The sequence below is a fragment of the Allomuricauda sp. CP2A genome, assembly GCF_001683915.1.
GTDB lineage: Bacteria > Bacteroidota > Bacteroidia > Flavobacteriales > Flavobacteriaceae > Flagellimonas.
On record NZ_LXTT01000020.1, the window covers coordinates 55,129 to 78,548 of the forward strand.

25 protein-coding genes are annotated in these 23,420 nt (G+C 42.6%); 13 read left to right on the forward strand and 12 right to left on the reverse strand.

Going from position 1 to position 23,420, the window contains the following annotated elements:
• Window positions 1-271 precede the first annotated feature (271 nt).
• The 3 genes from A7D14_RS01885 to A7D14_RS01895 all read right to left on the reverse strand — a co-directional run bounded on the left by A7D14_RS01885 (window position 272) and on the right by A7D14_RS01895 (window position 4,444).
• Entirely contained in the window at window positions 272-2,836 is a 2,565-nt protein-coding gene (locus A7D14_RS01885) for a carboxypeptidase-like regulatory domain-containing protein (protein WP_067029340.1), read from the reverse strand.
• Entirely contained in the window at window positions 2,814-3,728 is a 915-nt protein-coding gene (locus A7D14_RS01890; protein WP_067029342.1) for a FecR family protein, read from the reverse strand. Before A7D14_RS01890 ends, A7D14_RS01885 begins: the two co-directional genes overlap by 23 nt.
• Before the next feature lie 215 nt (window positions 3,729-3,943).
• The gene (locus A7D14_RS01895; protein ID WP_067029344.1) at window positions 3,944-4,444 is read right to left on the reverse strand and encodes an RNA polymerase sigma factor; all 501 of its coding nucleotides are present in this window, start codon (window positions 4,442-4,444) and stop codon (window positions 3,944-3,946) included.
• 113 nt (window positions 4,445-4,557) lie between these two features.
• On the opposite strand from A7D14_RS01895, the gene A7D14_RS01900 reads away from it, so the two are divergent.
• The 5 genes from A7D14_RS01900 (at window position 4,558) to folD (ending at window position 9,608) form a co-directional block, all read left to right on the forward strand.
• A complete protein-coding gene (locus A7D14_RS01900; RefSeq protein ID WP_067029346.1) occupies window positions 4,558-6,324 on the forward strand; it encodes a hypothetical protein in 1,767 nt (588 codons plus the stop codon).
• Window positions 6,325-6,353: 29 nt separating this feature from the next.
• Window positions 6,354-6,845, forward strand: a complete 492-nt coding sequence (locus A7D14_RS01905) for a hypothetical protein (RefSeq protein WP_067029348.1) — start codon at window positions 6,354-6,356, stop codon at window positions 6,843-6,845.
• Window positions 6,846-6,953: 108 nt separating this feature from the next.
• Window positions 6,954-8,282 (forward strand): signal recognition particle protein, encoded by a 1,329-nt coding sequence (gene ffh, locus A7D14_RS01910; protein WP_067029350.1) that lies wholly within the window; start codon window positions 6,954-6,956, stop codon window positions 8,280-8,282.
• A gap of 32 nt (window positions 8,283-8,314) precedes the next feature.
• A complete protein-coding gene (locus A7D14_RS01915; protein WP_067029352.1) occupies window positions 8,315-8,710 on the forward strand; it encodes a four helix bundle protein in 396 nt (131 codons plus the stop codon).
• 10 nt (window positions 8,711-8,720) lie between these two features.
• Window positions 8,721-9,608, forward strand: a complete 888-nt coding sequence (gene folD / locus A7D14_RS01920) for a bifunctional methylenetetrahydrofolate dehydrogenase/methenyltetrahydrofolate cyclohydrolase FolD (protein WP_067029354.1) — start codon at window positions 8,721-8,723, stop codon at window positions 9,606-9,608.
• Here the strand turns inward: folD and A7D14_RS19930 are convergent.
• The gene (locus tag A7D14_RS19930; RefSeq protein ID WP_176712346.1) at window positions 9,605-9,763 is read right to left on the reverse strand and encodes a hypothetical protein; all 159 of its coding nucleotides are present in this window, start codon (window positions 9,761-9,763) and stop codon (window positions 9,605-9,607) included. The genes folD and A7D14_RS19930 overlap by 4 nt on opposite strands.
• Before the next feature lie 119 nt (window positions 9,764-9,882).
• Between A7D14_RS19930 and A7D14_RS01925 the strand changes: the two genes are divergently transcribed.
• Window positions 9,883-10,509 (forward strand): DUF2306 domain-containing protein, encoded by a 627-nt coding sequence (locus A7D14_RS01925; protein WP_067029356.1) that lies wholly within the window; start codon window positions 9,883-9,885, stop codon window positions 10,507-10,509.
• Between the two features lies 1 nt (window position 10,510).
• Here the strand turns inward: A7D14_RS01925 and A7D14_RS19790 are convergent, their stop codons facing one another.
• Together A7D14_RS19790 and A7D14_RS01935 are read right to left on the reverse strand one after the other, a co-directional pair.
• Window positions 10,511-10,933, reverse strand: coding sequence for a VOC family protein (locus A7D14_RS19790; RefSeq protein WP_067029358.1), 423 nt, complete (start codon window positions 10,931-10,933; stop codon window positions 10,511-10,513).
• Window positions 10,934-10,966: 33 nt separating this feature from the next.
• Window positions 10,967-11,806, reverse strand: a complete 840-nt coding sequence (locus A7D14_RS01935) for an alpha/beta hydrolase (protein ID WP_067029360.1) — start codon at window positions 11,804-11,806, stop codon at window positions 10,967-10,969.
• Window positions 11,807-11,903: 97 nt separating this feature from the next.
• On the opposite strand from A7D14_RS01935, the gene A7D14_RS01940 reads away from it, so the two are divergent.
• Complete coding sequence (locus A7D14_RS01940; protein ID WP_067029362.1) at window positions 11,904-12,326, forward strand: winged helix-turn-helix transcriptional regulator; 423 nt, start codon at window positions 11,904-11,906, stop codon at window positions 12,324-12,326.
• On the opposite strand, the gene A7D14_RS19590 is transcribed toward A7D14_RS01940, so the two are convergent.
• From A7D14_RS19590 to A7D14_RS01955, 3 genes are all read right to left on the reverse strand, one after another.
• Window positions 12,323-13,282, reverse strand: a complete 960-nt coding sequence (locus tag A7D14_RS19590) for a YybH family protein (protein ID WP_083157930.1) — start codon at window positions 13,280-13,282, stop codon at window positions 12,323-12,325. The two genes, A7D14_RS01940 and A7D14_RS19590, sit on opposite strands and share 4 nt — an antisense overlap.
• A gap of 71 nt (window positions 13,283-13,353) precedes the next feature.
• Window positions 13,354-13,902: a hypothetical protein gene (locus A7D14_RS01950; protein ID WP_067029364.1), complete on the reverse strand. Its 549-nt coding sequence runs from the start codon at window positions 13,900-13,902 to the stop codon at window positions 13,354-13,356.
• 7 nt (window positions 13,903-13,909) lie between these two features.
• The gene (locus tag A7D14_RS01955) at window positions 13,910-15,418 is read right to left on the reverse strand and encodes a helicase HerA-like domain-containing protein (RefSeq protein WP_067029366.1); all 1,509 of its coding nucleotides are present in this window, start codon (window positions 15,416-15,418) and stop codon (window positions 13,910-13,912) included.
• 56 nt (window positions 15,419-15,474) lie between these two features.
• On the opposite strand from A7D14_RS01955, the gene A7D14_RS01960 reads away from it, so the two are divergent.
• Both A7D14_RS01960 and A7D14_RS01965 read left to right on the forward strand, forming a co-directional pair.
• The gene (locus A7D14_RS01960) at window positions 15,475-15,927 is read left to right on the forward strand and encodes a RidA family protein (RefSeq protein ID WP_067029368.1); all 453 of its coding nucleotides are present in this window, start codon (window positions 15,475-15,477) and stop codon (window positions 15,925-15,927) included.
• Window positions 15,928-15,974: 47 nt separating this feature from the next.
• Complete coding sequence (locus A7D14_RS01965) at window positions 15,975-16,607, forward strand: 7-carboxy-7-deazaguanine synthase QueE (RefSeq protein WP_067029370.1); 633 nt, start codon at window positions 15,975-15,977, stop codon at window positions 16,605-16,607.
• A gap of 10 nt (window positions 16,608-16,617) precedes the next feature.
• Here A7D14_RS01965 and A7D14_RS01970 read toward each other — a convergent pair whose 3' ends face one another.
• Both A7D14_RS01970 and A7D14_RS01975 read right to left on the reverse strand, forming a co-directional pair.
• Window positions 16,618-17,415: a hypothetical protein gene (locus tag A7D14_RS01970; protein ID WP_067029372.1), complete on the reverse strand. Its 798-nt coding sequence runs from the start codon at window positions 17,413-17,415 to the stop codon at window positions 16,618-16,620.
• Window positions 17,416-17,458: 43 nt separating this feature from the next.
• Complete coding sequence (locus A7D14_RS01975) at window positions 17,459-18,166, reverse strand: class I SAM-dependent methyltransferase (RefSeq protein WP_067029374.1); 708 nt, start codon at window positions 18,164-18,166, stop codon at window positions 17,459-17,461.
• An 85-nt stretch (window positions 18,167-18,251) separates the two neighbouring features.
• Here A7D14_RS01975 and A7D14_RS01980 point away from each other — a divergent pair, with 85 nt between their 5' ends.
• The 3 genes from A7D14_RS01980 to A7D14_RS01990 all read left to right on the forward strand — a co-directional run bounded on the left by A7D14_RS01980 (window position 18,252) and on the right by A7D14_RS01990 (window position 20,946).
• Window positions 18,252-18,746 (forward strand): YkgJ family cysteine cluster protein, encoded by a 495-nt coding sequence (locus tag A7D14_RS01980; RefSeq protein ID WP_067029376.1) that lies wholly within the window; start codon window positions 18,252-18,254, stop codon window positions 18,744-18,746.
• A gap of 68 nt (window positions 18,747-18,814) precedes the next feature.
• A complete protein-coding gene (locus A7D14_RS01985; RefSeq protein WP_067029378.1) occupies window positions 18,815-20,032 on the forward strand; it encodes a hypothetical protein in 1,218 nt (405 codons plus the stop codon).
• Window positions 20,033-20,115: 83 nt separating this feature from the next.
• Window positions 20,116-20,946, forward strand: a complete 831-nt coding sequence (locus A7D14_RS01990; protein WP_067029444.1) for a sterol desaturase family protein — start codon at window positions 20,116-20,118, stop codon at window positions 20,944-20,946.
• On the opposite strand, the gene A7D14_RS01995 is transcribed toward A7D14_RS01990, so the two are convergent.
• On the reverse strand, window positions 20,943-22,169 hold the full coding sequence (locus A7D14_RS01995) for an exo-beta-N-acetylmuramidase NamZ domain-containing protein (RefSeq protein WP_067029380.1): 1,227 nt from the start codon (window positions 22,167-22,169) through the stop codon (window positions 20,943-20,945). The genes A7D14_RS01990 and A7D14_RS01995 overlap by 4 nt on opposite strands.
• A gap of 3 nt (window positions 22,170-22,172) precedes the next feature.
• Here A7D14_RS01995 and A7D14_RS02000 point away from each other — a divergent pair, with 3 nt between their 5' ends.
• Entirely contained in the window at window positions 22,173-23,414 is a 1,242-nt protein-coding gene (locus A7D14_RS02000; protein WP_067029382.1) for an ABC transporter permease, read from the forward strand.
• Window positions 23,415-23,420: the final 6 nt, after the last annotated feature.

A 23,420-nucleotide genomic window follows, 5' to 3' on the forward strand; every position in this document is an offset into this window, starting at 1 on the left:
TGCGAGCTTTGATATGTCACACTACCTCATTTCATTGGAATTGACAGTTTTTATTTTAATTGAATCACCCATTTTAAAATGTAATCGTCATCCTGAACCTGCCTGGCCGGTAGGCAGGTTCATTTCAGGGTCTTATTTTGTGAGAATGAGATGCCGAAACCAGTTCGGCATGACGCTATGACTCAATTGACATTCCGCACATGATGTTGAATCCATATTTTTTGAGTGTTTTTTGGATTCCTGCCTTCGCAGGAATGACATTTGGACCGATTTAAAAACTCACCCTAAAACTAACATTGGGCGTAATGCCCAGCGAAACACTTTCTACCGTTTCAATCTGGTTTTCATTGTTGACCCGATAGTATCGGTTAAGGCTGTTTTTGCGGTTGGTCATGTTCAGTACAGATATTCCTGCATTGGCTTTGATGCCCCGAGTTAAATTAAAACTGTAAATGGCCGAGGCGTCTGCCCTAAAATATTCGGGAAGGCGACTGCTGTTTGGCGATTCATAATTGATTCGCGCCGGAAAAAAAGTGGTGTCCAAGGCTTCGTCGCCTTCCAAGGGTTGGGTATAGGGTTTTCCTGTGCGGTAGTTGATCCCAACACTCAATTTTAGGTTCCTGTAGGTATAGGTGCCCGCAAAAGTGATGGTGTGGCGGATATCCAGATTGTTGGGAAAGCTGTGCGGCACAATCGAATCGAAGGTATAATCGTTCTTGTTGTAGGCATAGCTCAACCATGTGCTGTAGTGGTCTCCTCTTTTGTTGATGAGAAATTCGATGCCTTTTACATCATAGCTTCCAATTTCCCCACTAAACTGGTCTTGGTTTTGGAACCCCTGGGTGCTGGTGCTGATACCGTCCACATTTTTGTAGAAGCCCTCAAGGCCCACATAAAAATTGTTTCGCTCATAATTGATGCCCACCGAACCTTGTTTGCTTTGGGTTACAGGTAGAGTGTCGTCATCGGATAGAATCCATCTACGTTTTTCAATACCCAGAAAGTTTTGCTCCAAATCAATGACCTGATTGGTGGTCTGGCTCTTAAACTCCCCCAAAACCTCGGCACGTAGATAATTGGCCAGTCGAAAATTAAGGTTGATTCGGGGTTCCACCAAAAATGTATTGAAAGTGTCCAGATTTTCTATAAAATTCAGCCGTGCTCCAAATTTGCCGATAAACTTATTTTGAAAGGATGCATACCCAATTTCGGAATACGGAGCATGGATTCGGATTACCCCTTTTATATCACTGGCAAAGGGTGGCTGGGTAACATTGGTGGTGTTTGTTATTCCCGTTTCAATATATTGAAACCCGTTGGTCCATTGCAAATGGTCCGTAAGTTCATATTCGGTATTGAGCTTTACAGCCCTTTCATCCACACTATTTTTTTGGTTCAATTGCCGTACTTGGTTGAACACACTTTGGCCATCCAAATTGTATTTGGAGTAGTAGACGTTTAAATGGCTGGAAAATCGATTGGTCCACTGGCTTTGTAGCTGACCCCCAACGGAAAGGTTGGTCTGTTTCAACAAGCTGGTAGTGGTTTCGTTGTCCGTCATGTTATTTTCAACGTACCGAAGATTATTGTTCAGGCTAATGGCACTCACCCTGAATTTGTGTGCATCGTTGATGTCATATAACAGTTTTCCCGAGAAGTCATAGAAAAAGAAGTCCTCATTCCGGGCAATCTCATCTTCCACGGCCACATTGTCCTCATCGGTCACTTCACTGTCCTGAAAGGCCCGGTCAAAAAACTTATTATAGGTGGGCGTGTTCAAGAAATCGGTAGTGGAGCGCCTTGCTGAGAATTGGAAACCTAGTTTGTCATTCAAAGGAAACTGTCCAAAAACATCCCCACTGATAAAATTGAATCCGGCACCGCCTTCAAAACCATCAGCGATATGATTGCTGGTCTCCATTTGGATGACACTGCTTACCCCATCACCAAAGTTGGCCGGGGTTCCGTTTTTAATCACCGAAATTTTATCCGTTAAATAGGGGTTGAAGGCAGAAATCAACCCAAAAAAGTGCCCGGATTGATACATTTTAATGCCGTTCCAAAGAATGAGGTTCTGGTCGTTGGTGCCTCCTCTTACATTGATGTCGGATACGGTCTCATCAATACTTTTAATGCCCGGCAACGCTTGAACGGTCTGTAGGATATCGGGCTCAATGAGTCCGGGAAGAATACCAAACTCCGCTGTGTTCATGGTAATGCTGGCATCAGTTTCCTTGATGAGTCCCGTGGTCAAGAATTTGTATACGATGACTTCATCCAATTGCTCATAATGCTGGGCCATAAGTATTTTGGGGCATCCTCCTTGTTGCAACAGATTTTCAACACTGATGTATTTGGTGAGGTAACCCAAGTACCGAATTTTAAGAGAGGCATCTCTAGGTACATTTGAAAAGGTGAAACTACCATTGACATCAGTAGTTCGGGCATTGTTGGCTCCCAAGACCTCTATGGTTGCCCCGGGAATGGTGTTTTCCGCAAAATTGTCGAGCACACTTCCGCAGAGGGTCACCAAAGGAAGTTTTGTCAAGGTATAATAGCGGTCGTTGAGTTTTTCGGTTTCTATTTGAAATTGGGACTCAATATAAGCGAGGATGTCATCCAGTGCCACCAGATTTTTGGGAACGGCAACGGAAATATCTTCCAAATCTTCATTGAGATATGAAAATTTGACATCAAAGCGCTCTTCCAAGGTTTTTATATATGGAATAAGATCCATACGGTCTTGCTGTTTTTCTTGGGCATAATTTGAACAGAAGAAGAACAGCAAAAAAACCAAAAAGAGGCCAATTTGGCTATTGCGGCGTATTCCCAGCATAGAAAAGTACGTTATCACCCTCAACTTTAAAGTTTGTGCGAGACGGGGTACTTATACTTTTTAACGCCATATTGAGGTCTGTGTTGCTAAAAGTACCAGTAAAAAGTAAATTGGTGTTTACATTTTCGGTTTTTACAGTGATGTTGAACTGTCTTTCCAGCTCATTAAAGACGTATTGAAGGGGAATACGTTCAAAACTACTTTCGTTGTTCATCCAAGTGGGTTGATCACCATTGGGTTTGGAAGTGTCGATAACTTTTCCATTGATCACCATGAACGAAGTGCCGGCAGGCAATTTGGTTTCTGTGTTGTTATGGGTAACACTGACCAGTCCTTCATAGCAGGTGACCTCGAAGAAATTCTTTCTATTTTCCACATTGAATTGGGTGCCCAATACGGCCACTGAGCCGTGTTCGGTTTCCACAGTGAATTTTTTTCCTTTGGCAACTTTGAAGAAGGCTTCTCCCTTAAGGGTTACATTTCGGTTTTTGTTCCAGTTCTTTTTACTGAAGGAGACTTGGGAACCGGCATTGAGGAAGATTTCGGAATCATCGGGAAGGGTGACTTCGGAGCGTTCGGCAAAATCGGTTGAAACGGACTCGTTTAAAGTATTCAGATAAAAATAGGAACCGGCGAGCAATACGGCAATAACGGCGGCAACCCGAAGGAATTTTTTGAACGGATTCAATGTAATGACCTTTGGAGCTTGGCCCAAGCGCTCTTCTTTTAGGCGCGCCAAACTTTGGTCCACATTGAACTCGGGGGCCTCCAAAGTGCTGGAAACCTCCTTGAGCTTTTCAAAAGAAGCATACGCATCGGACTTTTTAAATTCCGCAAGCTCTTCCTTAGAAAGCTCTCCGCTGAGCCATTTTGCCAAGTAATTTTCCTGCATGGTTTCTATGCTTTACTTCCTTATAACAATTACAAAATAAAAAACCCTACTTTATTAATTATCAATGTTCAATGAGCAATTAACAATGATGAAAATTAGGGCTTTTTCAACTATCCCATCAACTCTTCAACATTTAACCTTCACCTTTCACCTTTCACCTTTCACCTTTCGCCTTCCGTCTTTCATCTCTTGTCTCTCATCTCTCATCTTCTTCACTAGATTCCATCAATCTGTTCACGCAAACTTTTAAGGGCCAAATGCATCCGTTTTTCAATGGCCTTCACGCTTACCCCTTCCATTTCTGCAATTTCAGCATATTTCTTTCCATCAATTCTATTGAGCAAAAAGGTAATCCTTTGGTTTTCCGGCAGTGCATTTAAAGCATTGTCCAGTTTTTCCTTGTATTCCTGCTCCTCCATCAAAAACTCCGGTGACAGATTGGATGAGTGATCGTCAACACTATTGGCATATTTTAAACGTACTTTTTCGGCCTTGATCACATTAAGGTACAAATTGTTGGCAACGGTGTACACAAACGACTTGGCCTTTTCCGGACTCACCTTGGCACAGTTTTCCCAAAGCTTTACAAAGGCTTCCTGTACGGCATCATTGGCCTTCTCCTCATTGCCAAACTTGTAATAAATGTAGTTAAAAACCGTTTTGGAATGGGCCTTGAATATGGAACTGAAGATGTGATCTTCACATACGTTGCTCATGGGAAGGGATTTGTTTCCTCACCAAAGATATTTGAAAAAAAATTAAGATTTGGTAGGGTTTTTTTGAACGGAGTTGTTTTAGGATTGAATTGTAACCCCAAAATTCAAATGTTATGAAAAAGTTGATCAACAACTTATTGTATGCAGGGCTTATTCTTACGGCCCTTAATTTTACCTCTTGCCAAGATGAGTTCGAAGAAGTGGGAGGTACCGATGATCAAGAAACTATCCAAGCCAATTCTTCCGTAGCCAAATTGATCAAAGAAACCAGTTCCCATGATGGCTCGTATGACAACATAGTTGACGGAGCCAGCTGCTTTGCCGTTCAGTTTCCCTATACGGTTGAAGTCAATGGTATTGAGATTACCTTGGATTCCGAAGAAGATTTGCAGGCCATCGAGGACATTTTTGATGAAGTGGATGGCGATGATGATATCTTGGAGATTTTCTTTCCGATTACCATTACCCTTTCCGATTTTTCAGAAATCGTAATTGAAAATAAAGAACAATTGATCACTAAGGTCGAGGCGTGTTTTGAAGGTGATGATGACGATGATATTGAATGTATCGATTTTGTCTACCCTATTACCCTTTTTACTTTTGATGTCAATTTTCAACAATCTGGCCAAGTAAACATTGAGAGTGATGAACAAATGCGAAGGTTTTTCGGCGAGCTGGATGAAAATGACATCGTCAGCATTGAATTTCCGATAACGCTCAAAAAATACGATGGTACAGAAATCATAATAGAGAACAACGCTTCATTGGATATGGCCCTTGGCTATGCAAAAGATGAATGTGATGAAGATGATGATAACGATCACAATGATGACGATTTCACCAAAGAACGCTTAGATGCCTATTTGGTAGAGTGCCCATGGGAAGTTCGTGAAATGTATCGCGAAAATGTAAACCAGACCGATCAGTACTTGGAGTACCTTATGGTGTTCAATGAAGATGGTAGCGTAACCGTTAATGACCGTATTGGCAATACACTGAACGGTACGTGGAGCACAAGCGCCACAGACGCTGGTGTTCTTGTAAACTTGGATTTTGATGTGTTGGTCGATTTTAATATTGAATGGTTGGCCTATGAATTGGATGATAACAAAATCAAGTTTTATAATGACAACGGCAACAAGATCATCCTAAAACAACGTTGCGATGTCACCCCTGGTGAAGAACCCGACCCCACTATTTTAAGGGAGATACTTGCCGAGTGTGAGTGGATCATCAAAAAAGTCAAGAATCAAGGTGAGGAAATCGACAGACTTTTGGGCTATGAGTTCACATTCATGGCAGAAGGTGCGGTACTCTTGAGTAATGGTGTCAACACTTCAGAAGGCACCTGGGAAATTGGACTCAACAGTCAAATGGTATTGTCCCTGATGATCAACATAGGCGACGAACCCGGTGTTAGTTTTGAGTGGCCCGTCAGGGAACTAACAGACACAAGACTGAAGTTTGATATTGAAGAAATCGGTTATGAATTGATACTCCTACGAGTCTGTGATGACAGTGCCGATGATGGTGATGTTACCGAAATCAGGAATATAATGATGGATGGCCCCTGGAATGTGGCCCTTTACTCGGAAGGTGAAATGGACATGACCTCAGAATTCACTGGATTGGATTTCAGTTTCTCCACCATGCACCAAGTAGAAGTTTCCGAATTGGGTAACGTAACTGCTGAAGGTTTGTGGAGAATCCTCAGGGATTCCGAAGAAGGTCTAAAATTCTACCTCAACTTTGATAGTGCCGGTAGTTTAGGTGAGTTGACCGAAGATTGGAAGATAATGTCGATCACCGCCACTAGAATCGAATTGAAGGATGAGAGTGGAGATGGCACCCTTGAAACCTTGGTCTTCGAGAAACCTTAAAACTTCAACAAACGAGAACACTATATGTTATGAAAAAGTCAATCTTAAATTTTACAGCGATTGCTATGATGTTAATCGCTACAAGCTGTACTGAAGATGATGGGGACAATGGAAAGGTGAACAACCTGTCCTCTGCTCAATTAGCTGAACTTAAATCCATTACGGAAGAAGGTTCATGGGTTATTTCGTATTTTTTTGATACGGACAAAGAGGAGACCTCCCATTTTAATGGGTACACGTTTACCTTCAATTCAAATGGCACACTTTCTGCTACCAACGGAACAAATGAGGTCAACGGAACATGGTCAATAACTGATTCGGACAGTAATGATGATAGTGATGATGACAGTGACGATGACAGTAGCGATGTAGATTTTAATATATCATTTACAGCACCTGCTGATTTTGAGGATTTGAGTGATGATTGGGATATTGTAAAATACTCAACCATTCGGATAGAACTCATCGACGTCAGCGGAGGAAATGGAGGTACGGATAACCTCGTATTCGAGAAACCATAACAAATTTTCCCCAATCTTTTTGATTTGAGAAGGACGGCTCTCCCCAAAGCCGTCCTTTTCTTTGTTATTATTCTTAACTTTGTCCTCCTTTTAAAATAAAGAGCACCTATGTTCGATAATTTAAGCGAAAAACTGGATAAGGCACTCCACTCCCTCAAAGGGCATGGACAGATTACGGAGATCAATGTTGCGGAAACCCTCAAAGAAGTCCGGAGAGCGTTACTGGATGCCGATGTCAACTTTAAGATAGCCAAGGAATTTACCAATACAGTAAAGGAAAAGGCACTGGGGCAGAACGTATTGACCACCTTGCAGCCGGGCCAGCTTATGGTCAAGATTGTAAAGGATGAGTTGACGGAACTCATGGGGGGCGAAACAGAAGGCATAGACCTTTCCGGAAACCCCTCGGTGATTTTGATGTCCGGTCTTCAAGGTTCTGGTAAAACCACCTTCTCTGGAAAATTGGCCAATTTCCTTAAAAATAAAAAGAGCAAAAAGCCCCTTTTGGTGGCTTGCGATGTATACCGTCCCGCGGCCATTGACCAATTGCATATCGTTGGAGAGCAAATAGGTGTAGAGGTTTACTCGGACAGGGAGAACAACGACCCTGTCGCCATAGCCAAGGCAGGGATCAAACATGCAAAAAGCTTGGGAAGCAATGTGGTGATCATCGATACCGCAGGTCGGTTGGCCGTGGATGAGCAGATGATGACCGAAATTGCCAATATTCACAAGGCAATTCAACCTCAGGAAACCCTTTTCGTGGTCGATGCCATGACAGGACAAGATGCTGTAAACACCGCAAAGTCCTTCAACGATGTCCTTAATTTTGATGGGGTCATACTCACCAAATTGGACGGTGATACCCGAGGTGGTGCGGCCATTTCCATTAAATCTGTGGTGGACAAGCCCATTAAATTCATCGGTACCGGTGAAAAAATGGAGGCCATTGATGTGTTCCATCCCTCTAGGATGGCGGACCGTATTTTGGGTATGGGTGATGTGGTTTCCTTGGTGGAACGTGCCCAAGAGCAATTTGATGAAGAGCAGGCCCGAAAAATTCAAAAGAAGATCGCCAAGAACAAGTTTGGTTTTGATGACTTCTTGAGCCAAATTCAACAAATCAAGAAAATGGGGAACATGAAAGACCTCATGGGCATGATTCCCGGTGCTGGAAAAGCGATGAAAGGCTTGGATATTGATGATGATGCCTTTAAACACATTGAGGCCATCATTCATTCCATGACCCCCGATGAGCGATCTACCCCCTCCAAATTGAACGCGAGCCGTAAAAAACGAATCGCCGCCGGTAGCGGAACTTCCATCCAAGAAGTGAACCAGCTCTTGAAGCAATTCGACCAAATGAGCAAGATGATGAAGATGATGCAAGGCGGTGGTGGCAAAAAGATGATGCAGATGATGCAGAATATGAGATAATCCTTTAGTTCAAGGTTCAAAGTTTTTGGTTTATGGCGAAAATAGAAAAGTTTGAAGATTTGGAAATATGGACTTTGGCCAGGAATGTCAATAAAGAGATCTTTAATTTAATCACAACATCTAATTTAGCAAAGGATTTTGCTCTTCGGGATCAGATGAATCGAAGTTCCGGTTCTATTATGGATAATATTGCCGAAGGTTTCGAAAGGAATGGAAATAGGGAGTTTATTCAATTTTTAAGTATTTCCAAGGCCTCTTGCGGGGAATTAAGATCTCAACTTTATCGTTGCTTGGATCGAGAGTATATTGAAAAAAGTCAATATGAAGATATTCTTGGCCAGCTAGTCACTATAAGTAAAAAAATCAGTGTATTTATTTCATATTTAATTTCTTCAGACAAAAAAGGTATGAAATACAAAAAACCTTGAACCATTAACCATGAACATTTTAGACGGGAAAAAAATATCGAACCAAATCAAAGAAGAAATCACCGTTGAGGTGGTCCAAATGAAGGAAAAGGGCGAAAAAGTCCCCCATTTGGCCGCTGTTTTGGTGGGAAACGACGGTGCCAGCCTTACCTATGTGGGCAGCAAGGTACGTTCCTGTAAAAAAATAGGATTTGAGTCCACATTGATTCATCTTCCAGAAGAAACCACTGAGGAAGAATTGCTAAAACACGTGGCCGACCTCAATGCCAATCCAGATATTGACGGCTATATCGTGCAATTGCCCCTTCCCAAACACATTGATGAGGAAAAGGTACTCATGGCGGTAGATCCTAATAAGGATGTGGATGGGTTTCACCCTACCAATTTCGGAAAAATGGCTTTGGAGATGGAATCCTTTATTTCTGCAACGCCCTTTGGCATTATGGAATTGTTGCGCCGATATAATGTGGCAACCGAAGGAAAGCACACCGTTGTCATTGGAAGAAGCCATATTGTGGGGAGACCCATCAGCATTTTAATGAGCCAAAAGGGCAAAGCGGCCAATTCCACCGTGACCCTTACCCATAGCCGGACCAAGGACATTGCATCACTGACCCGCCAAGCCGATATTGTGGTCTCTGCATTGGGAGTTCCCAATTTTTTAAAGGCGGATATGGTAAAAGAGGGCGCGGTCATCATTGATGTGGGCATTACCCGAGTAGCTGATGAGTCGCGTGAAAAAGGCTATTACATCACCGGGGATGTGGATTTTGAAAATGTAAGCAAAAAAGCATCCTACATCACTCCGGTACCTGGAGGTGTGGGGCCCATGACCATAGCCATGTTGTTGAAAAACACGTTATTGGCCCGGGAAAGGCACCAAGTAAAAAAAGCTTAGTTGCTATTGTCCTCGATTTGGGTTTCCTTTAGAACAAATTCTTCTTCATCGTTGGGAGCGAGGTAATCAAGGTCATTATCACCTTCATCATTGGTGCAGCTGGTTACGGCCATGGATGAAAACAATACCGTGATTAATAGTAGAATAATTTTCATAATAGTACGATTTGGGGGGCACTATTGCCTGTTCAACTTAGTATATAACGATTTAGATTTTCAATTCTTGTTTTTTACCCCAAATATTCGATAACTTACTTATCTGAAAATCATGTAGTATGGCTTCTAGGGTAAGAAATAAAGTAGCTTGGGTCGTGTTCGCTTTTTTGGCCATTGGCATTGGACTGTACCCTTTGATGTATTTAACCACTTCGAGTGAATTTGGTCTGTTGGCCAGTAAAAGTGACGAAGTATTGTCCAGCAAAGTTTGGAATGTGGCCTTTTACGGGCACATCACCTTTGGAGGATTGGCTTTGTTGACCGGATGGTCCCAATTCAGTAAAAAACTTCGCTCCCGAAATTTAAACTTGCACCGAAATCTGGGCAAAGTTTATGTTGTTACCGCTTTAATTGGAGGTGCCTGTGGTGTGTACCTTGGCTTTTTTGCCACAGGAGGAATTATTCCAGCCTTGGGGTTTATCTGTTTGGGAATCATTTGGTTGTATACGACACTAAAGGCCTACATGGCCATACGCAAAAAGGACCTCTCCCTTCATCAGGGCATGATGATCTATAGTTATGCGGCTTGTTTTGCTGCGGTGACCCTCCGTATTTGGATGCCCATTTTGATTCTGATCACAGGTCAATTTTTGGTGGCCTACAAAATTGTGGCTTGGCTCTGTTGGGTGCCCAATATAATCGTTGCCCATCTTTGGGTACGAAAAAAGGGACTTACTATAGACTGATTTATTTCGCGAACAATTGCCCCATATCCTTAAATGCCTTGAACTCAAGTGCGTTTCCAGCGGGGTCTAAAAAGAACATGGTAGCCTGTTCGCCCACTTCCCCTTTAAATCGAACATAGGGTTCAATCACAAAATCAATCCCTTTTTCCTCCAATTTTTTGGAAAAGGATTGAAACGTATCCCATGGCAAAACCACACCATAGTGGGGCACCGGGACGTTTTTTCCGTCAACGGGATTGGTGTGCAATGCCTCCTCTGACTTGGGTTTGTAATGAATGACCAATTGATGGCCAAAGAAATTGAAATCAACCCAATGATCACTGCTGCGCCCTTCCTCACATTCCAGGACTTCTCTGTAAAAAACGCGGCATTTATCCAAATTATGGACCGGGATGGCAAGGTGAAAGGGGGAAATGTTCTGCATGATGGATTTTTCCTGAAAATTAGAACATCTTTTTTAAGCCTCCAAAAAAGAGATGATCTGATTGTTCACATCTTCCTGGTGCATGGAATGCCCCAATCCCTCGGTAGTGACCAATTGGCTCCCGTTCCACTTTTTGTTGACCTGAACTGAAGCATGGTAGGGGGTAATGGCATCAAACCGATCATGGAAAAGAAGCCCTTTTTTGGTGTTGGATTCAGCAAATCGTGAGGTGGAAAAATCCCGGATTCGGAATCCAAACCTGTTGTGGACATAATCATCCAGAATTTTCATCACCCGATCACTGAATCGCAACAAATCCTGATAATGTTCCATGATTTCGTGAAACTCCGAAGGAGCTCCGATAATGACCATTTTTTCAACCCCAGGATTTGAATTTTTATATTCGTTGTACATCAAGGTCATCCCCCCAACCGAATGGCCCACCACGAGTTTAGGGTTGAATTTTTCCACCATAAATCGCACTGTCTTTTCGTAGAGGGGGACATGTAAATATTTCCCTGTGGAATGGCCATGGGCAGGAGCATCAAACGCAATGATGTTGAAATTGGCCTCCCTGAGTTTTTTGATGAGGTTCCGCCACCGAAACGTATTGCTTTCCCAACCATGTACCAACAATACGGTATCTTTTTTACCTTTCCAATGGTAGGTTTGAATCCGAAGTCCCTCAATCAATTCAACGGAATGTTTGGCTTCGTTCAAATAATCTATTTGTTGCGGTTGAACCTTCCCTTTTCGTACCGTACAAAACAAGTCAAATGCTTTTTGGGCTGCTTTTTTTGGTGCAAAAAGGGTGTAGAAATTAAAATATTGGCCGTAGGCCAAGGGTATTATTTTGGTCAGGAGTTTTTTCATTTGGTTACTTTTTGTAACTTACTCTTTAATTGTTACTAAAAGTACATATTCATTTTAGAAGAAAAAAGAAGTCACTTTACCAAAACCAAGTAAGCGTATGGAAACCGTTACTGAAAATCAGGAAGTTAGAACCGCCAAAAAATTGGAAAAAATGTTTGGCCACATTGATTTCAGGAACCCACCTGAGCTTTGTCCGGTGCGGGACGTGATGTCCGTGGCCTCGGACCAATGGAGCACATTGATCATTCTTTGGTTGGGGTATTTCCCGGTACTCCGTTTCAACAAACTGAAAAAGTATGTGTATGGCATTTCCAACAAGGTGTTGAGCCAACGGTTGAAGGTATTGGAAGCGGATGGTTATATTTCCCGAAACGCTTACGCAGAAGTGCCCATTCGGGTAGAGTACAGCCTTACCGAATTTGGACAATCCTATGTGGAAAAGTTATTGGAGTTGACCGAATGGATGCAAGAAAACAGTCCAAAGGTATTGGCCAATCGGGAAAAATACGGATTGCTCTAATCCCGAATGCGATTCCAAATATCCAGATACATTTTCCAATTATCGTCCTCTTTTTTCCAAACGACTACATACTTTCCCCTCCAATTGGCAATTGAACCGTCTTTGTTCTCTGATTTTCCCTCAAAATATCCATAATCGTGTGCGTAGTCTCCAAGAAAAGTAATTTCCAAGGGGATTATTTCATGATGTAGGATTTTGGTGCCTGCTCCCAACATCCATCGCTGTTTTATGGCTTCTCTTCCAGCGATAATATCCGCATTGTTCGGAAAAATTTTGGCATCTGCGGTGTAGCTATTGGCTATAGTTTCAAAATCATTGGCCATGTAGGCTTTTGAAAATGCTTTTGTGGCCGCAATAATTTTGTCTTTTTCAGATGCATTGGTGTTTTTCTCTTTGCCATTTGAGCAATCTATTTTCCAGGTAGGAAAAATTACAGAATTGGTTTTGTCCACCCATTCGCCAACCCATTTGAAACCAGAATCCTCAATATCATAAAAAGTAATTCTGTAGAATCCATCCGTGCCATCGGGTGCCTTTTGTTCTTTGTATAGTACAATTTTTCCATCTTCGGTCCTGTTGCCTTCCCAAGAGGGCAGCGTTGTTGAAGCTCTCGGAAAACTGTAATAATGTACATACCATCGGGTGCTATCGGGAATAAATTGACGGATACTTCCAGAATAGGTGCCATCCTCCTTTAGTGTTTCATCCTGTATGGCCATACCGTTCATGATGTACTTGAACCGCCAAACCATATTCACAGGCTCCGCCCAAGATTGGTCAGCTTTTCTGACTTCTGATTTACAATGGCACTCCCCAATCAATGGGGCAAAATCTATGATTTCCTCGGGTGCATTGGGATTGGGCAAGCCATAAGGGTGTTCACTGGATGGTTCAAAATTGTATTGTGCACATAGTACCAAGGGAAATAGGGTAAAAATAAACAGCAGATTTTTCATTGGAATGGCTTTGGGTCATAAATTAACCAATTGAAAAGGGCTTATACTGCTGTTTAGCAATTAATTAACATCTATTCCCAGCCCAACATCAAGTATTTTATTTTGGCTTCATCGGGTATTTGAACCGCTTCAATGTTCGATGAAGAAAAACGCAGGTTTGAAGGCAGTTCTTCCTTGTCGATTGTAAAATAGAGGTTGCTTTCCTTCGGAAAGATCACAATACTGTTCAAGGTGGTCACTATTTTTTTGATGGTGTACTGTTTTTGAATGTCCCCGAAGGTACTCTGGAGTCCAATGCCCTTGTCCGTGGTGTAGCGTTTGTCCAAAACCCTCACATTTTCAACAGTAGGAATGCTATCGGTGCCAGAAGTAAGGGTCAACAGGTGTTTTCCTCCTTTTTCAAAGACTTCTATCTTTTTGGAGGTTGCCCCAATATTAAGATTTGTGGTGTCTCTAACAATGGAATCATTGGCAAAAAGGGTTTCCAATTCCGAAATGGGAGATGATTTTAATAGTGGTCCCACACTGTCCTCGGTAATTAAAAAAGGAGTGTCTTTTTCACAGGATTGGACAAATGCCAATAGGCATGTTAAAATAAAAACGGTGGTTTTGCTTTTCATAGGATTTTTATCGAATCACTTTTTTTAATACACCAAGAACGCCACGGATAAAGGTTGCACTGGTCAGTACCTTTACCACGGGATTCATTCGGGTGCTTCTTCTTGTGGATGTTGATCTTCGGGAACTGGATTGCTCTTTTTCTTTTTCGGCCTCTTTTTCCGCTTTTTCAATTTTTTCATTCAAGATTTCATAGGCACTTTCCCTATCAATTTCCTCATTGTATTTTTTGATTAATTTGGATTTTCCAAGGGTTTCCTTGAGTTCGGTTTCGGAGAGAATATCCATTCGGCTCATGGGAGCGCGCATCAGCGTTGCGGCCAACGGTGTGGGCCGTCCCTTTTCGTCCAATGCGGAAATCAAGGCCTCCCCGGTTCCCAATGAGGTAAGGATTTCAGCGGTATCATAGAATTCGGTGATGGGGTAGTTTTGCGCCGTGAGTTTTATGGCCTTTCGGTCCTTGGCGGTAAATGCCCGTAGGGCATGTTGCACTTTCAATCCCAATTGGGCCAGGACATCATCTGGAACATCCGTAGGATTTTGGGTGACAAAATACACACCGATGCCTTTGGAGCGAATCAGTTTGACAATACTTTCAATCTGATCCAGCAATGCTTTGGAAGCATTATCAAAAATTAAATGGGCCTCATCTATAAAAAGCACCAATTCGGGTCGTTCGCTATCACCTTGCTCTGGAAAAGTTGAATAAATTTCAGCCAACAGGCTCAGCATAAAGGTCGAGAAAAGTTTGGGTCGGTCTTGAATGTCTGTCAATCGGATGATGTTCACATAGCCTCTTCCATTTTCATCAATCCGAACCAAATCCTCCACATCAAAAGACTTTTCCCCAAAGAAAAGCTCGGCACCTTGTTGCTCCAATTCAATGATTTTTCGCAAAATAGTGCCTGTTGAACTGGTGGAAATTCGCCCGTATGCTTTTTGGAATTCCTCCTTGCCCTCACCGGTGGCATATTGCAGTACTTTTTTGAAATCCTTTAGATCAAGAAGCGGAAGTTTGTTGTCATCACAGTACTTGAACACCACGGCTACAATGCCTTCTTGGGTAACGGAAAGGTCGAGGATTCGCGATAGCAAAACCGGTCCAAATTCGGAGACGGTGGCCCGTAGGCGAACCCCATCTTGTTCAGAAAGGGACAAAATCTCCACGGGGAACCCTTTGGCTTCAAAAGGGAGACCTATTTTTTCGTGTCGCTCATCAATCTTGGGATGGCCCGGACTGGGTTGGGCAATACCGCTAAGGTCACCTTTAAGGTCCATCAGCAATACTGGAATGCCTTTATCCGAAAGGTTTTCGGCCAATACCTGAAGGGTCTTGGTCTTTCCGGTTCCTGTGGCTCCAGCGATCAGGCCGTGACGGTTAAGGGTCTTTAAAGGAACTTTTACATAGGCATTGGTAACGGTCTCGCCATCCAACATTCCGGCGCCCATAATGATGTAATCCCCTTTTGTGGCATAGCCCTGCTCTATATGTTCAAAGAATTTTTCTTTGTTGCCCATCACATTCAATTTCCGATAAAAATAGGGTAATTTTAAGCAAATCTAAAAACCCTGTCATGAAACCTTTTCAATACGTTTTATTATTGATTTTAACATTGGGAACGATGGTGTCCGCACATGCCCAAGAAGAAACCGAAATCATTTTCCACAAATCCCACGAAGTCAAAAAACAGGACACTCCATTCAGTGATGTGGTACAGGCCGGGAATTTGTTTTTTCTTGCGGGGCAAATAGGGATGGACCATTCCACCCGTATTGTGGTTGAAGGGGGTATAGAGGCCGAAACCAAGCAGGCCATTAAAAATATTGAAGACGTTTTGGCCCAACACAATATGGATTTGTCCAATGTGGTAAAGTGCACCGTGATTTTGAGTGCCATGGATGATTTTGCGAGTTTTAATTCGGTTTACACCCAATATTTCACCCAAAAACCTGCCCGAACGACTTTTGCGGCCAGTGGATTGGCAAGGAATGCCAAAATTGAGATTGATGTGATAGCTGTGAGGTAAAGTAGTGGTGATTCTAATATTCCACCGATGCAACGTATCTTTGCACCATGGTAAAAGATAATGTGATGGATTTGGTGGACAAGGGCTTGATGCTTCCTTTAATGGAGGAGTTCTACACCATTCAGGGAGAAGGGTATCACAAAGGAACCGCGGCTTATTTTATTCGAGTGGGCGGTTGTGATGTGGGGTGCCATTGGTGCGATGTAAAGGAAAGCTGGAATGCGGAGACACATCCCCCCACAGCCATAGACAGTATCGTTGAAAATGCAGCGAAATATTCAGATACCATTGTGATTACAGGCGGAGAACCCTTGACCTGGGATATGGGCCCTTTGACCACAGGTTTGAAGGCCAAAAACCTGCAAATCCATATTGAAACCTCGGGGGCATATCCGTTAACGGGAACTTGGGATTGGATTTGTCTTTCCCCAAAGAAAAATAAGCTTCCCGAGGAAGATATTTACCAGAAAGCCCATGAACTTAAGGTAATTGTCTTTAATAAGCATGACTTTATTTTCGCAGAGGAACAAGCGGCCAAAGTCAACAAGGATTGCATTCTTTATCTGCAACCGGAATGGAGCGTTCGGGATAAGATGGTTCCCTTGATTGTGGACTACGTGATGAAGCATCCCAAGTGGAAAGTTTCATTGCAAACGCATAAATACTTAAATATTCCCTAACTTTTTAGGATCATCGACCACCGTTGTCCTGAAGGTCCAAAAGGCACTCTGCATCCAAATTGGGAATAGTGCCCAATCCTTTTGAAGCATTATTTTGCATTAGTTTCAACATGGAGCGACCAAATTGTAGTTCGGCCCGCATAAGACAACCTTCGGTTGTGCAGTGGCTTTCCGCATCTGGGTCCTCATGGTCATTTATGGCCGGAGTGCCTAAGTCTACAAGACCCAATAGATGTCCAAATTCGTGGTTTAGGGTGGCGGCTTCCACATCGGCGACAGTTACAAACGAGCTATCCCCAACCAAATCACGGATGGTGGCCTCGTAGATGACCATGGACGTATTTTGGTAGACGGCTCCCAAGGTGACCAAGTTTTCACTTTCATCATCATTTTCAGTGGGGGCATCAGCAAAATAAATGTACATGGCGAGTGTGGTGCCATCATTATAGGCAGTTCGGTTTTCTTTTTCCAAATCCACAATTTCATTAAGGGTAAGGGTTTCTTCATTGGGTGAAGGAAGTTGTTTGTAGGTAAACATAATTTCTTCCTTAAAGGTTCTGGCCCTTATGAACTCTTCAAAGGTTGCAATGGCCTCTGCTGTGGGTTGAAAACCTGATACATAGGCAATTTCTATCACCAATTGGTCAAATTTTGTATTGGCAAGGAAGTCTTGGGCCGATTTCCCTGTACCCAAAAGATTGGCAGACTTATCTATTTTGACGTTGGTATCCGAGTCGCTAGTGGAATCTTTAGAACAGCCCAAAAAAAGGACTAGGGCAAATAGGCAATAAAGAGCTTTGTTTTTCATAATAGTTGCTATGAAATAAAACGTTCCATTTTTGAAACTAGTATTATCTTTTTGTCACTTTGGCCAAATAATCAAAATGTTCGCCGGAGAAGACAAGTTCGCAATCAAGTTCATTGTCCAAACAAGCATTTTGTAAGGTATTGAAATCGACATAAAGCCAATCAAAAGGCTCGCTTTTCTCACCTTTATACTCCATGGTAAAGGTAACTTCGCCATAATACCTTCCATTATCGGGAATCCAATAACCGCCATCCTCATCCTGATCAAACATATAGATGATATCGCTGGAATCCAACAGAATCTGCCCATTGGGTAACAATAATGAGGCCAAATGTCGCAAAAAAGCACCCAAATTGGTCAAAGACCCCGCCAGGCCAATGCCATTCATCAATAAAAGCAAGGTATCAAATCTTCCTTTACCATAGCTTAAAATAGAAGTGTTTACTGTTGATTTTATGCCTCTTTCCCTACATACGGAAATTGCACCGTTGGAGTTGTCCAAACCTATCACCTCATGTCCCTTGGCTTGAAGATAAAGTGTATGGTTTCCTGCTCCACAGCCAATATCCAGCACTTTTCCATGCGCCAGCTCCAACGCTTTTTGCTCTAGTTTGGGCATTTCATCGAAATCCCGGAACAAATAGGGAAGTGGGATGACATCCTCTTCATCCAAAGAAGAATAGGTTTTGATGTCTTCCGAATAGTTCCCATGATGATAGTCCACCAGGGCCTTGCCAAGAATATCCGCCATGTTTTTAGCAATAATCAAACACAAAGGTGTGACTTTAATCGCAGACTTAGGTTTAATTGGAATCTCTTTTTTATGTTTGTTCCATATGGAGTCGGAATTGGAACAATTGCCACAAAAGGCGAGGGAGAAACATGCGGAGAACAAAAAGTTCTTTGCCAAGCTCAAAAAGCGTCCGCCCAAGGATTTGGACTACACCATGCAGGAACTGCACCTTGCCGAGTTTGAGCGAACCGATTGCCTCAGCTGTGCCAATTGCTGCAAAACCACCGGCCCCTTGTTCACCAATGCGGATATTGAGCGAATTGCCAAGCATTTTAAGATGAAACCCTCAGAATTCATAGACCGATATCTCAAGGTCGATGAGGATAACGATTATGTGCTGCAACAAGTGCCCTGTACATTTTTGGGCACTGATAATTATTGCTCCATTTACGAAGTACGGCCCAAGGCTTGCCGCGAATTTCCCCATACAGACCGGAAAAAGTTTCAGCAAATCAGTAGCCTCACCTTAAAAAATGTAGCTATTTGCCCAGCGGCTTTCAACATTGTTGAGGAGATGAAAAAACGCATTTTTAAGTGATTGACGAATGATCATTATTGGGTAAAAACCTTATGTTTGTAATTTTTTTAAGAAAATCGTCTCAAATCATGAAGATTAATCCTATATTTTTTATTTGTGCTCTTTTACTGTCCTTTTCCGTTCAAGCCCAGAACATAAAAGTGACACTGAACGATGGCACAGTAACAGAGGGGGAAATTGTGGAATACAGTACTTTGTCAAAAACCCCTGACCAAATTAAGGTGCTTTCCAATGGAAAAATAGAGATTTATGACCCTTCCCAGGTTTCTGGTTTTGAATTGGATGGGGACAAATACATTTCAAGAGTGGTGGACTTGAACATCAATACCCAAGATGCCCAGAATTTAACTGATTTCTCAGAGTTGGAATGGGTCTTAAAGCAGGTTTTTTTAAAGGTTTTGGTCGAAGGAACGGTAGGATTGTATACCTATCATGATTCAAGATTACACTACTTTGCAACCAAGGGGAATACCATTGTTGAGTTGGTCAAGCTTAAAAGATTGAATAAATCAACTGTAAATCAGTATGTTGGTCAATTGAATATTTTGTTCTCGGACTGTGAGACCCAACAAAAGACAGATAATATCCAATTCAACACAATAAGCTTAAGACGGGCTGTGATGGAGTATAACCAATGTGTTTCTGGGGGAAGTGAGTATGTTCAGGAAAATGATCCCGCGGATATTTCCTTTTATATTTTGGGAGGCTATACCATCACATCATATTCTATCTCCGCGGATGGGGTGTTTTCAGGTTATCAGGTTGATCCCGAATCTGATGGCAGTTTTACTTTTGGTGTAGGTTTTGACGTTAATCTTTTGCGCAAATCCAGAAAATTACTGTTCTATAACGAAGTGCTACTGCAAAATTACAAGTTTGGTGGGTTCACAAGGAATCAAATTTCACCTGAACAATATATTGATTATCAATTTAATGTTGATTTGGATTATTTGGAGATAACCAATGCCCTGCGATATAATTTTGGAGCAGAACCCTCCAAGGCAAACATTTTTGGAAATATTGGTATCAATCATGGTATTCAAGTTTCCAATACAAGTTCAGAGTATTCCGTTAATGTTTTTAGGGATACAGAGACCAGAACAGAAAGAGAGCCTTTGGGCGGCGACATTGCAAATTACCGTATATCTTTTTCAGTGGGCCTTGGTCTCCGGTATAAATTTGCAATGGCCGAAGTACGATATGGTTTTAGTCCACGGATTTCCACTGACCCCATTACCACTACGACAACGCCTCTTAACTTTTTGATGGCTTTTAAAGTCTTTTGATGCATGTAAAGCAAACATTGACCTTACCTTTTTTGAATATTTTGTTTATTTTAGGTCATCATGAACTATGGACTTGAATGAACATGGAACAGCTCATTACCTACTTTGAAACCATTCCCTCCTGGCACCGAAGTCTTATTTTGGTCGGAGGAATCACCTTTTTTTGGATTCTGGAGGGGGTAATGCCACTTTTTAGTGTTCCCTATAAGAAATGGAGGCATTCCGTGCCCAACTTTTTCTTTACCCTGACCACTATCATTATTAATTTTCCGTTGGCCTTTTTGTTGTTGAAAACTTCCGATTGGGCCATGGAAAACCAATTTGGGATCATCAATTGGCTGCCCGAAATGCCTTTATGGCTTTATGTTTTGCTTGGTGTCCTATTGTTGGACCTTATTGGCGCTTACACGGCGCACTGGGTAGAGCATAAGGTAAAACCATTGTGGATGGTACATTTGGTGCATCACTCCGATCATAATGTGGACACCACTACGGCCAACAGGCACCATCCCTTGGAAAGTCTGATTCGCTATACCTTTACTTTGATTGGGGTGTTTCTTGTGGGGGCTCCCATTGGAATCATTATGTTGTACCAAAGTTTGTCCGTGGTACTGTCCCAATTCAACCATGCCAACATCCGACTGCCCAAGAAAGTGGACACGGCCATAAGCTGGTTCATCGTAAGCCCGGATATGCACAAAGTGCACCATCACTATAAATTGCCCTACACGGATTCCAACTACGGTAATATCTTTTCCATTTGGGACCGACTTTTTGGCACGTACATGACCTTGGATGTGGACAAAATTGTGTACGGCGTGGACACATTTCCCGATGAAAAGGAGAACAGCAGCATTAAAGGTCTTTTAAAACAGCCTTTTCATAAATACAGACGGCCTACCACTGAAGGTTAATCGTAAATCAAATACTTTCCCCTGATTTTTTTAAAGGTCTCCAGGTCCTCCTGCCACGTTGCTTTTATGGCTTCTTCAGATAGGCCTGCTTCAATCTGCTGCTGCAAAAGAGGTGTCCCCGCATGCCTGGTAAACCCACTGGTAAGGAAGAATTTGGATTTATCCACAGTATTTTGGTAAGCATCCATGACCCATTTTAGCGAAACCTCATGCATTCTTTCACTTTGTGAAAGGTCTTTCCCAAAACAGGTTTTTCCCTCCTCTTTGGGATGCTTAGACCCAAAATTGGGCTCAGGAACATAACTGAAATCGTATTTGGTGCTATCCATGAATGAGGCCCCATATCGCTGAAACTGGTATTCCGTTCCCCGGCCCGCATTTACGTTGGTGCCCTCAAAAAGTCCCAAACTAGGATAAAGCGCAATGGAAATAGCATTGGGCAGATTGGGAGAGGGTCGAATAGGAAGGTGATATTCGGAATCGTGGGTATAGTTTTCCAACTCAACCACGGTCAAATCGGCTTGGATGCCATTTTCCAACCATCCTTCGCCGTTGAGCATTTGTGCATATTCCCCTATGGTCATCCCATAAACAAGCGGGATGGGAGTCATCCCCAAAAAACTCGCATGCTCCCTCATCATGGTAGGGCCATCCACATAATGACCGTTGGGGTTGGGTCGGTCCAAAACAATAATGGGGATATTGTGCTCGGCACAGGCTTCCATGACCAATTGTAAGGTAGCGATATAAGTGTAAAAACGAACCCCAACATCTTGGATGTCAAAAATGACCACATCCAGTCCATCCAATGCCTCTTGGGAAGGTTTCCGGTTTTTTCCATAAAGTGAGATAATGGGCAGTCCCGTTTTAGTGTCCACCCCATCTTTAACATGCTCTCCGGCATCTGCTTGGCCACGGAACCCATGCTCCGGGGCAAAAACTTTTTTTACATCAACATTCAAGGAAACCAAGGAATCCACCAAATGGGTATATCCATTTTCAGTGAAAATTACACTGGTTGGGTTCGCCACAATTCCCACCCTTTTTTCTTGTAGCATGGGTAGATACTTTTCGGTTCTATTGGCGGCCACCTTGATTTCTAGAATCGTGTCCTGAGAGGTTTCCATCAATAAAGATTTGGCTTCTTTTTGTTGACCCTTGCATGAAGAAATCACCAAAACCAACAATAAAACTGTACTTTTGAATATAGATAAAATGGGCATTCGTTGAATTTAGAATTGTTTATTGCCAAACGCCTGATTACAGGGAAGGAGCATAAAATTAGTATTTCCGCCCCTATAATAAAAATTGCCATCGCCGCAATCGCTATTGGTGTGGTGATGATGCTCATTGCCATAGCCACAGGGGTTGGCCTTAAGCGCAAAATTCGCGAAAAAGTGTCCGCATTCAATGGGGACATCCAAATTTCCAATTACGACAACAACACTTCCGACGTTTCCATCTTGCCCATAGCCCTGCACCAAGATTTTTACCCTGAGTTTGCCAATGTGGATGGGGTGAAGCACGTTCAAGCGGTGGCCACCAAAGGTGGTATTATCCGTACCGAGGACACTTTTGAAGGTATTTTGGCCAAAGGCGTGGGCAACGACTACGACTGGACCGCTTTTGGGGAATATATTGTTGATGGTAGATTACCTGATTATTCCGGAAAACTCAATGAGGAAGTTTTGGTTTCCCGTATGATGGCCAATCGACTGCAATTGGGGGTGGGAGACACCTTTTTTTCCTTTTTCCTGAAGGACGGGGATGCCAATAGGCCTCCAAACACCCGAAGGTTTGATATTGTGGGTATTTACGATAGCGGTTTTGAGGAGTTTGATGCCACTTATGTTTTTGTGGATATCCGCCACATTCAACGGATGAACCAATGGGAAGAAGACCAAGTGGGCAGTTTTGAGGTTTTTTTGGACGATTTTGATCAATTGGAGGAAAAAAGTGATGAAATCTATGGAAAAACCGTTTCCAGTTTGGATACGCAGAACATCAAGACCAAATACTATCGCATCTTTGAATGGATCGGGCTGTTCGATTTCAACATTGCCCTCATCATTGGGATCATGATCATTGTGGGGGGCATCAACATGATCACGGCCCTTTTGGTATTGATTTTGGAACGGACCCAAATGATAGGTATTTTAAAAGCATTGGGCTCGGCCAATTGGAGCATTCGAAAGGTATTTTTGTACAATGCCGCTTATTTGATCGCCATCGGGTTACTGTGGGGCAATGCTTTGGGGTTGGGGCTTCTTTTTGTTCAGGACACATATCGAGTGTTCAAGTTTCCCAATCCAGAGGAATACTATATTGATTACATCCCCGTGTATTTGGATGTTCCTACCGTAGTTGCCCTAAATTTAGGAGTGATGTTACTGTGTTTGTTAATGCTTCTGATTCCCTCGTACATCATCACCAAGATAACCCCTGTAAAAGCCATCAAGTTCGAGTAAGGATGT

Coding starts and splice junctions, on each gene's coding strand:
- A7D14_RS01925 (WP_067029356.1), top strand. CDS start 9,883: ATGGCTTCTAGGGTAAGAAATAAAGTAGCTTGGGTCGTGTTCGCTTTT.
- A7D14_RS01890 (WP_067029342.1), bottom strand. CDS start 3,728: ATGCAGGAAAATTACTTGGCAAAATGGCTCAGCGGAGAGCTTTCTAAG.
- folD (WP_067029354.1), top strand. CDS start 8,721: ATGAACATTTTAGACGGGAAAAAAATATCGAACCAAATCAAAGAAGAA.
- A7D14_RS01950 (WP_067029364.1), bottom strand. CDS start 13,902: ATGAAAAGCAAAACCACCGTTTTTATTTTAACATGCCTATTGGCATTT.
- A7D14_RS19590 (WP_083157930.1), bottom strand. CDS start 13,282: ATGAAAAATCTGCTGTTTATTTTTACCCTATTTCCCTTGGTACTATGT.
- A7D14_RS01975 (WP_067029374.1), bottom strand. CDS start 18,166: ATGGCGGATATTCTTGGCAAGGCCCTGGTGGACTATCATCATGGGAAC.
- A7D14_RS01900 (WP_067029346.1), top strand. CDS start 4,558: ATGAAAAAGTTGATCAACAACTTATTGTATGCAGGGCTTATTCTTACG.
- A7D14_RS01990 (WP_067029444.1), top strand. CDS start 20,116: ATGGAACAGCTCATTACCTACTTTGAAACCATTCCCTCCTGGCACCGA.
- A7D14_RS01985 (WP_067029378.1), top strand. CDS start 18,815: ATGAAGATTAATCCTATATTTTTTATTTGTGCTCTTTTACTGTCCTTT.
- A7D14_RS01970 (WP_067029372.1), bottom strand. CDS start 17,415: ATGAAAAACAAAGCTCTTTATTGCCTATTTGCCCTAGTCCTTTTTTTG.
- A7D14_RS19790 (WP_067029358.1), bottom strand. CDS start 10,933: ATGCAGAACATTTCCCCCTTTCACCTTGCCATCCCGGTCCATAATTTG.
- A7D14_RS19930 (WP_176712346.1), bottom strand. CDS start 9,763: ATGAAAATTATTCTACTATTAATCACGGTATTGTTTTCATCCATGGCC.
- A7D14_RS01895 (WP_067029344.1), bottom strand. CDS start 4,444: ATGAGCAACGTATGTGAAGATCACATCTTCAGTTCCATATTCAAGGCC.
- A7D14_RS01940 (WP_067029362.1), top strand. CDS start 11,904: ATGGAAACCGTTACTGAAAATCAGGAAGTTAGAACCGCCAAAAAATTG.
- A7D14_RS01995 (WP_067029380.1), bottom strand. CDS start 22,169: ATGCCCATTTTATCTATATTCAAAAGTACAGTTTTATTGTTGGTTTTG.
- A7D14_RS01980 (WP_067029376.1), top strand. CDS start 18,252: ATGGAGTCGGAATTGGAACAATTGCCACAAAAGGCGAGGGAGAAACAT.
- A7D14_RS01965 (WP_067029370.1), top strand. CDS start 15,975: ATGGTAAAAGATAATGTGATGGATTTGGTGGACAAGGGCTTGATGCTT.
- A7D14_RS01915 (WP_067029352.1), top strand. CDS start 8,315: ATGGCGAAAATAGAAAAGTTTGAAGATTTGGAAATATGGACTTTGGCC.
- A7D14_RS01955 (WP_067029366.1), bottom strand. CDS start 15,418: ATGGGCAACAAAGAAAAATTCTTTGAACATATAGAGCAGGGCTATGCC.
- ffh (WP_067029350.1), top strand. CDS start 6,954: ATGTTCGATAATTTAAGCGAAAAACTGGATAAGGCACTCCACTCCCTC.
- A7D14_RS01905 (WP_067029348.1), top strand. CDS start 6,354: ATGAAAAAGTCAATCTTAAATTTTACAGCGATTGCTATGATGTTAATC.
- A7D14_RS01935 (WP_067029360.1), bottom strand. CDS start 11,806: ATGAAAAAACTCCTGACCAAAATAATACCCTTGGCCTACGGCCAATAT.
- A7D14_RS01960 (WP_067029368.1), top strand. CDS start 15,475: ATGAAACCTTTTCAATACGTTTTATTATTGATTTTAACATTGGGAACG.
- A7D14_RS01885 (WP_067029340.1), bottom strand. CDS start 2,836: ATGCTGGGAATACGCCGCAATAGCCAAATTGGCCTCTTTTTGGTTTTT.